The organism is Fodinicurvata fenggangensis DSM 21160, assembly GCF_000686045.1.
Taxonomy (GTDB): domain Bacteria; phylum Pseudomonadota; class Alphaproteobacteria; order Kiloniellales; family DSM-21159; genus Fodinicurvata; species Fodinicurvata fenggangensis.
This window is the reverse complement of sequence record NZ_JMLV01000002.1, coordinates 421,413-434,675: the sequence shown is the minus strand read 5'-3', so window position 1 is coordinate 434,675 and position 13,263 is coordinate 421,413. Positions and strand designations below refer to the sequence as shown.

Below are 13,263 nucleotides of genomic sequence, written 5' to 3'. Positions count from 1 at the left end.
AATCAGGAGTCCTTCACGTTCTCTTCGTTACTGCCTTCGAAGGCCTGGGTCTGACCGCCCATCTCCTCGCAGGCTTCCTCGCTGTCTGCGGCTTTCCAGTCCTGGCCGGAATAGTCCTCGGTGGACTGTCCGGCGCAGGAATGCGTTCCGGCAGAATTGGCACAGTCGTTCTCACCGGCCTTGGCAATGCCGTAGCACTTCACCGTGTCATCGGCCTGCGCTTCGGAAATGCCGGTCTGGCCGCCCAGGGCCATGACACCGGCCAATGCGGCGGCGGCGGAAAGTGCGGATACGGATTTGCTGATACTCATATGATTTCTCCCTAGTTCCTGTTGCGCAGGAATTTGCGCTACCAGGGAAGCTAGGCCCTGGGCGAAGCAAAGAGAAATCAAGTCCTTTCACATGAGCGTGAGCAGCCTGTGAGACGGCAGAGGAGGCATGCCATTCCGGCCTTCAGGCAAAGGCTGCCAGCATGTGACCCAGTTGACGCCCGCTGTCCCAGGCAGCCTCCGCACGGGCCCCCAGGCACCAGTCGCCACAGGCAGACAGCCCCTTGTCGGTGTCCAGCAGGAACGGGGCGGACAGGGGCGTTTCGACTCGTGCGTAAAGCCAGCTGTGACTTTCCAGATGACAGGGTTCGGGCAGGGTGCCGCCAAGCTGCCATTGCCACTGTTCCAGCAGGGCCTCCGCTCGCTTTTCCGGCGTGGCCTCCAGGAAGGACTGGCTCCACTCGGCGGCGGCCTGGAGCACCCAGCAATCCGGCCCTGTTGGCCGCTGCGGCTTCGAGCTGTTCCGGGCCGCCCAGGGAACGGCCGCCTCGCGATCACAGATAACGTCCTGCCCCTCCCGGATGGTTTCATCGAAAGCAACCAGCGCCGTCATGCAGGGTGAGAGCATGCTGTCGGCAGCGGCATCGAACAGGGGGCTGTGCGGCTGCAGAACTGCGCGGGCCTGCGGAGCCGGTATGGCCGCAACCACCTGATCGAAACAGCCCAGCGCGCCACCCTCGGCATCCAGCAGGCGCCATTGCGTGCCGGCGGGCTCAAGCTGCGCCACTGCCGTCTGCAGATGGACCTGAAGGTGATCGGCCAGAGGCTGGACCAGCTGGCTCATGCCGGGACAACCCACATGCCAATCCTCCAGCACCGGGAGGCCCTGCGGACTCCAGACAGCTGCCGCCCCCGCGCAGGTCGCCCGGTCCACGAGCTGCCGGAACCCCGGACTGCGTGCCGTGACATACTGTGCCCCGTGATCGAAGCGCAGTGCACCGCGGTAGCGGGTCGCCAGGCGGCCGCCCGTGCCGCGGCTCTTCTCGAACACGGTGACGCGGCCACCGGCGGCCTGCACCTCATGGGCACAGGCCAGCCCGGCAATCCCTGCGCCGATCACGGCCAGGTGAAAGCCTTTGTCGGACTCCGCCTTCATGCAGGCTCCGGCGGATGGAACTGATACAGCCAAGTTTCGCTCAGGACGCCACTGTCATCCTTCAGGTGCAAGCGCAGTTCGACAGATTCATCCCCCTCTATTTCAAGGTCGAACAGGGCGCGCCAGCGCTTGCTGTCGAGCACCGGCTCCGTGCTCTGGTTGGACAGCGCGCCGCGCCCGGCCGAAAGCTCAATATCCGGGGGACTGTCCCGGTCACGTCCCTCCAGGTCACCGCCCTCGAACTCCACGACGAACTTCCAGACATCTTCCGGACGCTCTGTGCCTGCATTGCCGCCGCGCCCGATGCGCGTGGCGCTGACATGGGCCAGTTCCTCGTTCGCATAGGGTTCGTCTTCCAGCCAATGCAGTCGATAGCGGAAACGATAGGCTTGTCCCGCTTCGACGGGCTCTTCCGGCACCCAGAAAGCCGCAATGTTGTCATGGATCTCGTCATCGGTGGACAGTTCCACCAGTTGCACACTGCCGGCACCCCAGTCATCCAGCGGCTCGACCCAAAGCGATGGCCGCCGGTGGTAGTTCACACCATCCAGGTAATGTTCGGGGTTTCGATCCCGCTGCAGCAGCCCGAAACCGCGCGGATCCTGGTCCACAAAGCTGGAGACCACGGGCTCGGACGGATTGTTGAGCGGCCGCCAGATCCGCTCGTTGGCCCCGGTCCAGAGCGCCAGCCCATCGGAATCATGCACTTCGGGCCGCCAATCCACCATCTTGGGGCGATTGTACTCGCCATACCAGAACATCGAGGTAAGCGGCGAGATTCCAAAGCGTTCGATAGGCTGTCGCGTGAACAGATGGCTGTCCACTTCCATGACCACGCCATCATTGCGCCGGATTTCGAAGCGGAAGGCACCGGTGACACTGGGGCCCTCAAGCAGCGCATGAACCTGCACAGCCTCTTGCTGGTTGGGGGCCGAGGCAATGTAGAACTCGGTGAAATCCGGGAACTCCTCGGGGCCCGCCGTGGCCGTATCAACGGCGATGCCGCGTGCCGACAAGCCGTACTGGCCCAGCGCCCCTATGGCGCGGAAATAGGACGCACCCAGGAAGGCCGCCCAGTCCTGGGTCTTCCAGTCGTCGCGCTGGCGGGCTTCATGCAGGCGGAAGCCGGCAAAGCCGCTGTCCTCGGGCAACTCCTTCGCAGGGCTGTCGTCCGGCATCTCGAAGTAGTCCGGATCGTAGAGAATCTCTCTGGCCTTACCATCCTCGACCATATGCATGCGTACGCGCTTGGGAAAGAAGCGGCCCAGATGGAAAAAGGTAACGGGATAGACACCGGGCCCTTCGGCAAACAGGGCCGCATCGCGGTCGAACTGGATCGCGCCATGGGCATCATAGTCGATTTCCTGGACGACCTCGGGCGCCGGCTCATACGGGGCCTGATAGTCCTCCTGTGCCAATTGGCGGGCGCGCGCAATCAGGGCCTCGAAACTGAAGTCCTGGGCGGAAGCAAACGATAACGCCGTATTGGCCCAGAGCGGACCTGAAGGAACACCCAGAGAAGCCAGCACTGCCGTGGCGGTTGCCGACTGCAGCATATGGCGGCGGGTAAGATGAGCCATATAAACCAAGCCTTTCGACTGTCTACCTGAATAGCCTGCCTGTAGGACAGAACCTTGGCCTAATCTTGTACGCCGCCGCCCGGTTTCAATTGCCGGCTGAACCTTCAGGCTTCACTTGAGTCTCTGGGCATGGAAGGACAGATGATCGTCGATGAAGCTGGAGATGAAGAAATAGGAGTGATCATAGCCCGGCTGGCGGCGCAAAGTCAGCTTTTGCCCCGCCTTGGAAGCGGACTCCTCCAGCAGTTCGGGCTTCAGCTGCTCTTCCAGGAAGCCGTCGGCCGTGCCCTGATCCACAAGAATGTCATCAAAATGTCCTGAAGCTGCATCTCTTGCGATCAGCAACGAGGCGTCATGCCGCTTCCAGGCTTCCGAGCGGGGGCCCAGATAGGCCCCCAGGGCCTTCTCGCCCCAGGGGCAGCGGGTTGGCGAGGCAATGGGCGCAAAAGCCGAAACCGAGGTGAACAGCCCGGGATTGTTCAGGGCCAGCGTCAAGGCGCCATGACCACCCATCGAGTGTCCCGAGATCGCCATGGGGCCCTTGCGCGCCGGCAGTTCCTGCTGGACGACTGCGATCAGGTCCTGCGTGACATAACTGTCCATCCTGAAATTCGGGGCCCAGGGCGCCTCTGTTGCGTCCACATAGAAACCGGCTCCCTGGCCCAGGTCATAGCTATCGTCATTGGCCACGCTCTTGCCACGGGGGCTGGTGTCCGGAGCCACCACCATCAGTCCCAGTTCCGCCGCCTTGCGATAGGCGCCGGCCTTGCTGGTGAAATTGTCTTCGGTACAGGTCAGGCCCGACAGCCAGAGCAGGACAGGGAAGGGGCCTTCACCTGGCGGCAGGTAGGCCGAAAATCGCATCTCGGTGCCGGTGGCAGTGGAGGGATGACTGCAGTAACGCACCTCGCCACCGAAACAACGGCTGCTGGCCCGGATTTCCAGGGTCATGTTTGCTCTCCCGATAAAGGCTGAAGCAGCAGGGCCGCCCCTTGAAGGACGGCCCCGGCTTGAGATGGTCAGTACGTGATCACGCTGCGGATCGACTTGCCTTCGTGCATCAGGTCGAAGGCGTCGTTGATCTTATCCAGCGGCATGGTGTGGGTGATCATGTCATCGATATTGATCTTGCCGTCCATGTACCAGTCGACAATGCGCGGCACATCCGTGCGGCCGCGTGCGCCCCCAAAGGCACTGCCCTTCCAGGTCCGGCCGGTGACCAGCTGGAAGGGGCGGGTCGAGATTTCCTCTCCGGCGCCGGCGACACCGATGATGATGCTCTGGCCCCAGCCCTTGTGCGCACACTCCAGCGCCTGGCGCATGACGGAGACATTGCCGATGCACTCGAAGCTGTAGTCGACGCCGCCGTCGGTCATCTCGACGATGGCCTGGGTGACATTGTCCACATCGTTGGGATTGACGAAGTCGGTCATGCCGAACTTCTCGGCCAAGGGCTTCTTGTCGGGATTGATGTCGACACCGATGATGCGGTCGGCGCCCACCATGCGCGCACCCTGGATGACATTCAGGCCGATGCCGCCCAGGCCGAAGACGGCAACGGTCGCGCCGGGCTCCACCTTTGCCGTGAAGACCACGGCGCCGATGCCTGTGGTGACCCCGCAGCCGATGTAGCAGACCTTGTCGAAGGGCGCGTCCTGGCGGATCTTCGCCAGCGAAACCTCCGGCAGGACCGTATGATTGGAGAAGGTCGAGCAGCCCATGTAGTGGTGCAACGGCTTGCCATCCAGCGAAAAGCGGCTGGTGCCGTCGGGCATCAGGCCCTGGCCCTGTGTGGCCCGCACCTTCTGGCAGAGGTTGGTCTTGGGATTCAGGCAGAACTTGCACTCCCGGCATTCCGCCGTATAGAGCGGGATCACATGGTCGCCGGGCTTCAGGTCCTTCACGCCCGGTCCGGTTTCCACAACGACCCCGGCACCCTCGTGACCCAGGATGGTCGGAAAGAGACCCTCCGGATCCGATCCGGACAGCGTGAAGGCGTCGGTATGACAGACACCCGTCGCCTTGATCTCGACCAGCACTTCGCCTTCGCGCGGCCCCTCCAGGTCAACCTCGGTGACTTCCAGCGGCTTTCCGGCCTCGAATGCGACGGCAGCTCTTGTCTTCATGCCTTCCTCTCTTCCTTCTTGCGGGCGACTCAAGGTAAACGATGCGAAAGCCTATCATTTCCTGTCGAACGAGCACGCGTCAATCACAGCGCCGCCGGAAATTCGGCGCTATGCGACAGCCGGCCGGTTCATCGTTTCCACAGGCATCGACTTGCACTAACATTCCGCGTCCGGATAAAGCATCGCAACGCTTTGCGGCTTGAGTAAAACAAGAAAAGAGACTGGGAATGGAAAAGAAGACGCCCCGGACGAACGCAGCCGAAGCCTTGGAGTTCCACGCGCAGGGACGGCCCGGAAAGCTTGAAATCACGCCCACGAAACCGCTGACCACACAGCGCGATCTGTCGCTGGCCTATTCCCCGGGCGTGGCCGAACCCTGCCTGCGCATCGCCGATGACGTCTCCCTGGCCTATGATTACACGGCGAAGGGGAACCTGGTCGCGGTCATATCCAACGGCACCGCTGTCCTGGGTCTCGGCAACCTCGGGGCCGCGGCTTCCAAACCCGTGATGGAAGGTAAGGCCGTCCTCTTCAAGCGCTTTGCCGATGTGGATGGTTTCGATCTCGAGGTTTCCACCGAGGACGTGGACGAGTTCATCAACTGCGTGCGCTTCCTGGGCGCCTCCTTCGGCGGGATCAACCTGGAGGATATCAAGGCCCCCGAGTGCTTCATCATCGAACAGCAGCTGAAGGAACTGCTGGACATCCCGGTCTTCCATGACGACCAGCATGGCACGGCCATCATCGCGGCGGCCGGCATCATCAACGCCCTGCATCTTACCGGACGCGAGATGTCCGAAGCGAAGATGGTCATCAACGGAGCCGGAGCGGCCGGCATCGCCTGTGCGGAACTGGTGAAGGCCATGGGCTTCAAGCCCGAAAACGTTATCATCTGCGACACCAAGGGCGTGATCCACCAGGGCCGCAAGGAAGGCATGAACCAATGGAAATCGGCCCATGCGGTCAAGACGGATCGCCGGACCCTGGCCGAGGCGCTGGAGGGGGCGGACATCTTCTTCGGACTGTCGGTGAAGGGCGCCCTGACCCAGGACATGGTGAAGTCCATGGCCGACAATCCCGTTATCTTCGCCATGGCCAATCCCGACCCGGAGATCACGCCGGAAGAGGTGGCCGAGGTGCGCAACGACGCGATCATGGCAACCGGCCGCTCGGACTATCCCAACCAGGTCAACAACGTGCTGGGCTTTCCCTATATCTTCCGCGGGGCCCTGGACGTCCGCGCGTCGACCATCAACATGGAGATGAAAGTGGCCGCCGCCGACGCGCTGGCGGCGCTGGCCCGTGAGGATGTGCCCGACGAGGTGGACCGCGCCTACTCCGGCCGCCGCCTGCGGTACGGCCGGGAGTACATCATTCCGGCCCCCTTCGACCCCCGCCTGATCGTCAAGGTTCCACTGGCCGTGGCCCAGGCAGCCGTCGACAGCGGCGTCGCCCGCAAGCCGATAGAGGACATGGAGGGCTACGTCCAGCAGCTCACCGGACGGCTCGATCCCACCGCCTCCAGCCTGCAGAACATCTTCGAGAAGGTCCGCCATTCTCCGCGCCGCGTGGTCTTCGCGGAAGGCGAGGAGGAGACGACGATCCGTGCCGCCCTGTCCTACTACAACGCCGGTTTCGGCACGCCGATCCTGGTGGGGCGCGAGGAACGCATAAAGGAAACCATGCAGGCCATCGGCCTACAGGGCGATTTCGCCGAGATCGTCAATGCAGCGATCGGAAATCACAGGGAACGCTATACCGAGTTCCTCTATAATCGCCTGAATCGCAAGGGCCAGCTGTTCCGGGATTGCCAGAGGATGGTCAACCAGAACCGCAATGTCTTCGCCGGCTGCATGCTGGCCTGTGGCGAGGCCGACGCTCTGGTGACCGGGCTCACGCGCCCCTTCAACATCGCCTACGATGACCTCAGGCTCTGCCTGGACAGCCGTCCGAACCACCAGGTCTACTGCCTGAACATCATGGTCTATCGCGGCCGTTCCATCTTCATCGCGGACACACAGATTCACGAACTGCCGCCTGCCGAAGTCCTGGCGGACATCACCGAACAGGCCGCCGAGACGGCCCGGGCCATGGGCCATGAACCCCGCGTGGCCCTGCTCAGTTTCTCCAACTTCGGCAATCCACCGCGCGAGAAGGCCGTACGCGTACGCGAAGCGCTGGATCTGCTGGACGCACGTCAGCCGGATTTCGAGTACGACGGTGAGATGCAGGCCGACGTGGCACTGAACCATGACCTGATGATGGAACTGTATCCCTTCTGTCGCCTCTCGGGACCCGCCAACGTCCTGATCATGCCGGCCCTTCACTCAGCCAACATCGTTACCAAGCTGGTCAAGGAGCTCGGCTCAGGAACCATGATCGGCCCGCTGCTCATGGGCCTTGCCAAGCCGGCTCAGATCGTCAGCCTGGGCTCAACCGTCAGCGACCTGGTTACCTCGGCGGCCCTTGCGGCGCATGGCGCGATCCAGAACCGCGGCGACTGACGTGCTGGCCTTCCACTGGCAGCCTGTCCGGAGACTTCGAATGCAATCGGTCTGTCTCGGTTTTGTAACAGTCGTCTGCTAGGCTCCGGCTCGACGTGATCACCACGTCGGGCTCGGGCTAGGGGGTCGTATCAGCAATTTCAGGGAAGGACAGGATGTCCCGCAAGGCCCAGCTCTGGCGCTATCTGCCGCTTGCCACCCTCGCCCTGTCGACCCCGGCGGGGCTGGTGCTGCTGCTGTTTCTCATCATCGGTATCCTGCCCTGGACCTGGGCCTTCTTGGCTTTCCTGGCCGTCCTGTTGGGAACCGGAGTCCTTCTGCGCCAGCATTTCCGGCACCTCCACAGTCTGTACGATTACCTTGAATCCATTCGCCAGCCCTCGCATCGACCGCGCCGAGGCATATTGCCCCGCCCGCCATCGGCTGGCGCGGACATCCTTTCCCCGCATCTGGATGCCGCCATCTATCACACGGCCAGTGAACGCGAACGGCAGAAGCAGGAGCTGCAGGAAGTAACCGCCAACAGCCAGGCGATCCTTTCCGCCCTGCCGGACCCCCTGCTGATGCTGGACCGGACACGTCGCATCCTGGGTGCCAACGAGGCTGCTCTGAAATTGCTGGGCAGCGATCTGGTCAACCGCGACCTGCTCTCTGTCGTGCGCCATCCTTCGCTTGTCGCGGCTGCCGACGCCGTCATCGCCGGCGAAGCGGAGCAGGAAGTGGACTTCCAGCTGCACGACGATGTAGAGCGACACTTCAGCGCCCGGGTCGTGCCGCTCCAAACGCCCGCATCCGACGGCACCATCGCCATCGTGGCCCTGCATGACCTCACGGCCGCCTATCGCGCCGAACGCATGCGCGCCGACTTCGTTGCCAACGCCAGCCATGAGCTGCGAACACCCCTGTCCAGCCTGATCGGCTTCATCGAAACCCTGCGCGGCCCGGCCCGGGATGACAGCGAAGCCCGGGAGTCCTTCCTGACGATCATGCAGGACCAGGCAAGCCGCATGATCCGGCTGGTGGAAGACCTGTTGAGCCTGTCGCGCATCGAAATGCGCGAGCATTCCCTGCCCTCCAGCGAAATCGCCCTGAATCCCTTGCTGGAAAAGCTCCTCCAGACCCTGGAGTTCAGGGCTCGAGACAAGAACATTCGCCTGAAGGTGGAACTTCCGGACCTGCCGCCGGTGGTGGGCGACGCGGATGAATTGACCCAGGTTTTCCAGAATCTCATCGACAACGCGATCAAGTACGGCCGTCCCGACAGCGAAGTGAAGATCAGGGGCGCAATCGTGCAGCCCGACAGCGATGCCGGGGCGCGGCGCCTGGGGCGGTCAGGGCTGGCCATTCATGTCATCGACCAGGGCGAGGGCATCTCGCGTCAACACCTGACGCGATTGACCGAACGTTTCTATCGCGTGGACACCGCCCGCTCGCGCGAACTGGGGGGCACCGGCCTGGGGCTGGCCATCGTGAAGCATATTCTCAACCGCCACCGCGGCTTCCTGAAGGTGGACAGTGAAGTAGGCAGAGGCTCCACCTTTACCGTCTACCTGCCTGCCGAAAGTCGAGCAGAACAGGAAAGCCTGGAAGATCTCCAATCCGACTAGACCTTGCGTATGGAATCCCGGTCTTGCGTCGGTAACGAAAAAAACGTCCGGGTTTCAAAAAACCGTAACACAAAAGTCATATAACCTTTTTCAAGTCTGGATAGGGTCAGCCACATCATTGAGGCCCGCCGGCACCGTGGCCTGCGCCTCAAGGGATCCAAATCTGAAACTGCACCCTTCAGGAGGTGAGCGACTCATGAAAAAGGTTCTTCTTGCCAGCACCCTGGCGGCCGCGGCCCTGGCTGTAGCCTCCGGCGCCCAGGCCCAATCCCGCGAACAGCTTCGCGGCGTAGGTTCCTCGACCGTTTTTCCCTATTCCACGATGATTGCCGAAGAGTTCGCCAACATGACCGGCAATGCGGCCCCGGTCATCGAGTCCACCGGCACCGGCGGTGGCATGCAGATCTTCTGCCAGGGCGTTGGCGTGGACCATCCCGATCTGACCGGTGCGTCGCGTGCCATGAAGCAATCGGAATACGAACTCTGCGTCGGCAATGGTGTCGACGACATCAGCGAACAGGTCCTCGGCTTCGACGGCATTGCCCTGGCCACCAGCCGTGACGGCAAGGTTTTCGATATCTCCCTGGCCGAACTGCACCAGGCCCTGGCCGCGGAAGTCGCAGTCGACGGCGAGATCGTCGAGAATCCGCACGAGACCTGGGCGGACGTGAATCCCGATTTCCCCGATGCCGAAATCCAGGTCATGGGTCCGCCGCCGACCTCCGGCACGCGCGATGCATGGGTCGAGCTGGTCATGGAAGAAGGATGCAGCGAGTTCGAGGCCATCGAAGCCCTGCACGAAAGCGACGAGGTTCGCTATGAGGAAGTCTGCCAGCGCATGCGCGAGGACGGTAAGTTCATCGAGGCAGGTGAGAACGACAACCTGATCGTCCAGCGTCTCAACTCCGATCCGACAGCCTACGGCATCTTCGGCTATTCCTTCTTCTATGAGAACCAGGACAGCCTGCAGGTGGTGTCCATCGAGGGCGTCGAGCCCGCGGAAGCCACCATCGCCGACGGGTCCTATCCGGTTTCCCGACCGATCTTCATCTACTACAAGAACGCGCACCGCGAGGTCATTCCTGGCATGGAAGCGTTCATCGAGGAAGCCACCAGCGAGGCCGCGAGCGGACCGGGCGGCTACCTCACCGACATCGGCCTGGTGCCGGCCCCGGAAGACCAGCGGGCCAAAACCCGTGAGGCCGTGCGCAACGGCGAGCACATGAGCCGCTACGAGTAAGGATCCCTTATCCGGCGGCGTGAGGCTTCCTCGGCCTCACGCCGCCGTTCCTATCTGACAGGTACTCCGAATGCCTCTGACCACCGTCGCCCTGATCGTCATTCTGCTGGCCATCTACGGCTATTTCCTGGGCAAGCGCCGCGCCTGGAAACTGGCTGGCGATGGCGCGGTGGCTGGCAAGCTGCACTCCCTGCCAGCCTATCACGGGTCTTATGTCGCACTCTGGGCGGCCCTGCCCAGCCTGGTGGTCCTGCTCTGCTGGAGCCTTTTCGGACAGGCCATCATTGATCAGATGGCCTTGTACTCCCTGCCCGCGGAACGTCTGGAAGGCGCGGACGCAGGCAAACGCGGCCTGTTGCTCGCGACCATCAAGAACACGGCTTTCGGAGGGGGCTTCGCCTCGGACGACCCGGTTATCATTGCCGCGGCCGAGTACATGAACAGTCTGCAGGCGAGCGGCCAATGGGCGGTCGGCATTCTGGCACTGGCGCTTTCCCTCATGGCGCTGGCCTTCGCCGCGCGCCATCTCGCCCCGCAGTTCCAGGCACGCCATCGCGTGGAACGCACGGCCCAAGTGCTGATGATCCTCTGCTCGGTGATCGCCATCATCACGACCTTCGGCATCGTGATCTCGCTGTTCTTCGAATCCCTGCGCTTCTTCGAGCGCTATTCCATCATAGATTTCGTCTTCGGGCTGAAGTGGAGTCCGCAGACCGCCATACGCGAGGACCAGGTGGGCTCCTCCGGGGCGTTCGGGGCCGTTCCGGTCTTCATGGGCACCATGCTGATCGCGGCCATCGCCATGGCCGTGGCCGTACCCATCGGATTGTTGAGCGCCATATACCTCTCGGAGTATGCCCCATCGCGCATCCGCGGCTCGGTCAAACCCGTTCTGGAGGTGTTGGCCGGCATTCCGACCATCGTCTACGGTTTCTTCGCCGCCCTTACAGTAGCGCCGGCCTTTCGGCAGGTCGGCGAGATCCTGGGCCTGCCGGTCTCGGCCAACAGCGCTCTGGCCGCCGGCTCGGTCATGGGCATCATGATCATTCCCTTCGTGTCCTCTTTGTCGGACGATGCGATCCGGGCGGTCCCGCAGTCCCTGCGCGAAGGCTCCGCCGGCCTGGGCGCAACCAAGTCCGAAACCATCCGCCAGGTGATCTTTCCGGCCGCCCTGCCCGGTATTGTCGGTGCCATCCTGCTGGCCGTCAGCCGCGCGGTGGGCGAGACCATGATCGTGGTCATGGCCGCCGGCCTGTCTGCCAACCTGACACTCAACCCGCTGGAGCAGGTCACTACGGTGACGGTCCAGATCGTGGCCAACCTGACCGGCGACACGGCCTTCGACAGCGCCAAGACGCTGTCCGCCTTCGCGCTGGGCTTCATGCTCTTCCTGACCACGCTCTGCCTCAATGTCATGGCCATCCTGGTGGTCCGTAGATATCGCGAGAAATATGACTGATACGACCCCGAGCTCCTTCACGACGCACGGCCTGCACACATCGGCGGCAGCCCAGGCCCGCATGCGCCGTCGCTATGCCGCCGAACGGCGTTTCCGGCTCTATGGCATCGCCGCGATCGTGGCGGCATTAGGCGTGCTTGCTGTGCTGCTCTTCACCATCGTCAGCCAGGGCTATACCGCCTTCGTGAACACGGAGATCGAGCTGGAGGTCTATGTCGATCCCGCCGACTTCAGCTTCGAAGGGACGACTCCCACGTCTGAGGAAATCGGCGCTGGAAACTACCGCAACCTGCTCTCCAGCGCCCTCCAGGAAAACCTGCCGGATGCCGACGCTCCCGGTGCGGCGCGCGATCTGCGCGGCATCCTCAGCGGCCAGGCCTACCGGCAACTGCGGGAGACCCTGCTGGCGGATCCCTCACTGATCGGTCAGCGCGTGTCCATGTCCTTCCTGGCCAGCAGCGACATCGACCAGGCCTTCAAGGGCAACACACCCCGCGACGTCCCTGAGGAACGCCGGCGCGTCAGCAACCTGCAGTACGAATGGATGGACTACCTGGAGAACCAGGGGCAGATCTCCACCAGCTTCAACTCCAACCTCTTCACCCAGGCCGACAGCCGGCAGCCGGAACAGGCCGGCCTGTGGGGCGCCATCGTCGGTTCGTTCTATCTGATGCTGGTTGTTGCCGTTCTCTCGATCCCCCTCGGGGTTGGCGCCGCCATCTATCTGGAGGAGTTCGCGCCGAAGAACCGCCTGACCAGCTTCATCGAGATCAACATCAACAACCTGGCGGCCGTACCCTCGATCATCTTCGGCCTGCTGGGCCTGGCGGTCTTCATCCAGGTCTTCGGGCTGCCGCGCTCGGCGCCCCTGGTCGGTGGCCTGGCCCTGACGCTCATGACCCTGCCCACCATCATCATCGCCGCGCGCGCCAGCCTGCGCTCCATCCCGCCCTCGATCCGCGAGGCCGCCTACGGGCTGGGTGCCTCCAAGATGCAGATGGTCTTCCATCACGTGCTGCCGCTGGCCCTGCCGGGTATCCTGACCGGCTCCATCATCGGCCTGGCACAGGCGCTGGGAGAAACCGCTCCACTGCTGATGATCGGCATGAACGCCTTCATCACCTCGGCCCCGGACTCGATGTTCAGTCCCTCCACGGCGCTGCCCTCGCAGATCTACATCTGGGCCGATTCCTCCGAGCGTGGTTTCGTCGAGCGCACCTCGGCAGGTATCATGGTGCTGCTCGGCTTCCTGATCCTCATGAATGCAACAGCGATCTTCCTGCGCAAGCGGTTCGAGAAACGCTGGTAACAGGGCCGAACGA

The 13,263-nt window shown here is 63.0% G+C and carries 10 protein-coding genes; 5 read left to right on the top strand and 5 right to left on the bottom strand.

Annotation, left to right across the window (positions count from 1 at the left end; translation table 11 throughout):
• Window positions 1-2 precede the first annotated feature (2 nt).
• The 5 genes from BP38_RS19135 to BP38_RS0105225 all read right to left on the bottom strand — a co-directional run bounded on the left by BP38_RS19135 (window position 3) and on the right by BP38_RS0105225 (window position 5,131).
• Window positions 3-311, bottom strand: coding sequence for a BufA1 family periplasmic bufferin-type metallophore (locus BP38_RS19135; protein WP_051608991.1), 309 nt, complete (start codon window positions 309-311; stop codon window positions 3-5).
• Between the two features lie 142 nt (window positions 312-453).
• The gene (locus BP38_RS0105240) at window positions 454-1,425 is read right to left on the bottom strand and encodes an NAD(P)/FAD-dependent oxidoreductase (protein ID WP_035723635.1); all 972 of its coding nucleotides are present in this window, start codon (window positions 1,423-1,425) and stop codon (window positions 454-456) included.
• Window positions 1,422-3,005: an OpgD/OpgG family glucan biosynthesis protein gene (locus BP38_RS0105235; RefSeq protein ID WP_026986877.1), complete on the bottom strand. Its 1,584-nt coding sequence runs from the start codon at window positions 3,003-3,005 to the stop codon at window positions 1,422-1,424. The genes BP38_RS0105240 and BP38_RS0105235 overlap by 4 nt, the downstream gene beginning before the upstream one ends.
• A 111-nt stretch (window positions 3,006-3,116) precedes the next feature.
• Window positions 3,117-3,956 (bottom strand): S-formylglutathione hydrolase, encoded by an 840-nt coding sequence (gene fghA / locus BP38_RS0105230; RefSeq protein WP_026986876.1) that lies wholly within the window; start codon window positions 3,954-3,956, stop codon window positions 3,117-3,119.
• Window positions 3,957-4,024: 68 nt separating this feature from the next.
• Window positions 4,025-5,131: an S-(hydroxymethyl)glutathione dehydrogenase/class III alcohol dehydrogenase gene (locus BP38_RS0105225; protein WP_026986875.1), complete on the bottom strand. Its 1,107-nt coding sequence runs from the start codon at window positions 5,129-5,131 to the stop codon at window positions 4,025-4,027.
• A 227-nt stretch (window positions 5,132-5,358) separates the two neighbouring features.
• Between BP38_RS0105225 and BP38_RS0105220 the strand changes: the two genes are divergently transcribed.
• The 5 genes from BP38_RS0105220 (at window position 5,359) to pstA (ending at window position 13,250) form a co-directional block, all read left to right on the top strand.
• Window positions 5,359-7,635 carry an NADP-dependent malic enzyme gene (locus tag BP38_RS0105220; protein ID WP_026986874.1) on the top strand — a complete coding sequence of 759 codons (2,277 nt, stop codon included), beginning with the start codon at window positions 5,359-5,361 and terminating at the stop codon, window positions 7,633-7,635.
• A 155-nt stretch (window positions 7,636-7,790) separates the two neighbouring features.
• Window positions 7,791-9,242: an ATP-binding protein gene (locus BP38_RS19130; protein ID WP_051608990.1), complete on the top strand. Its 1,452-nt coding sequence runs from the start codon at window positions 7,791-7,793 to the stop codon at window positions 9,240-9,242.
• Window positions 9,243-9,438: 196 nt separating this feature from the next.
• Window positions 9,439-10,482 carry a substrate-binding domain-containing protein gene (locus BP38_RS0105210; protein WP_026986873.1) on the top strand — a complete coding sequence of 348 codons (1,044 nt, stop codon included), beginning with the start codon at window positions 9,439-9,441 and terminating at the stop codon, window positions 10,480-10,482.
• A gap of 70 nt (window positions 10,483-10,552) precedes the next feature.
• Window positions 10,553-11,941 (top strand): phosphate ABC transporter permease subunit PstC, encoded by a 1,389-nt coding sequence (gene pstC / locus BP38_RS0105205; RefSeq protein ID WP_026986872.1) that lies wholly within the window; start codon window positions 10,553-10,555, stop codon window positions 11,939-11,941.
• Window positions 11,934-13,250: a phosphate ABC transporter permease PstA gene (pstA, locus tag BP38_RS0105200; protein ID WP_026986871.1), complete on the top strand. Its 1,317-nt coding sequence runs from the start codon at window positions 11,934-11,936 to the stop codon at window positions 13,248-13,250. The genes pstC and pstA overlap by 8 nt, the downstream gene beginning before the upstream one ends.
• Window positions 13,251-13,263: the final 13 nt, after the last annotated feature.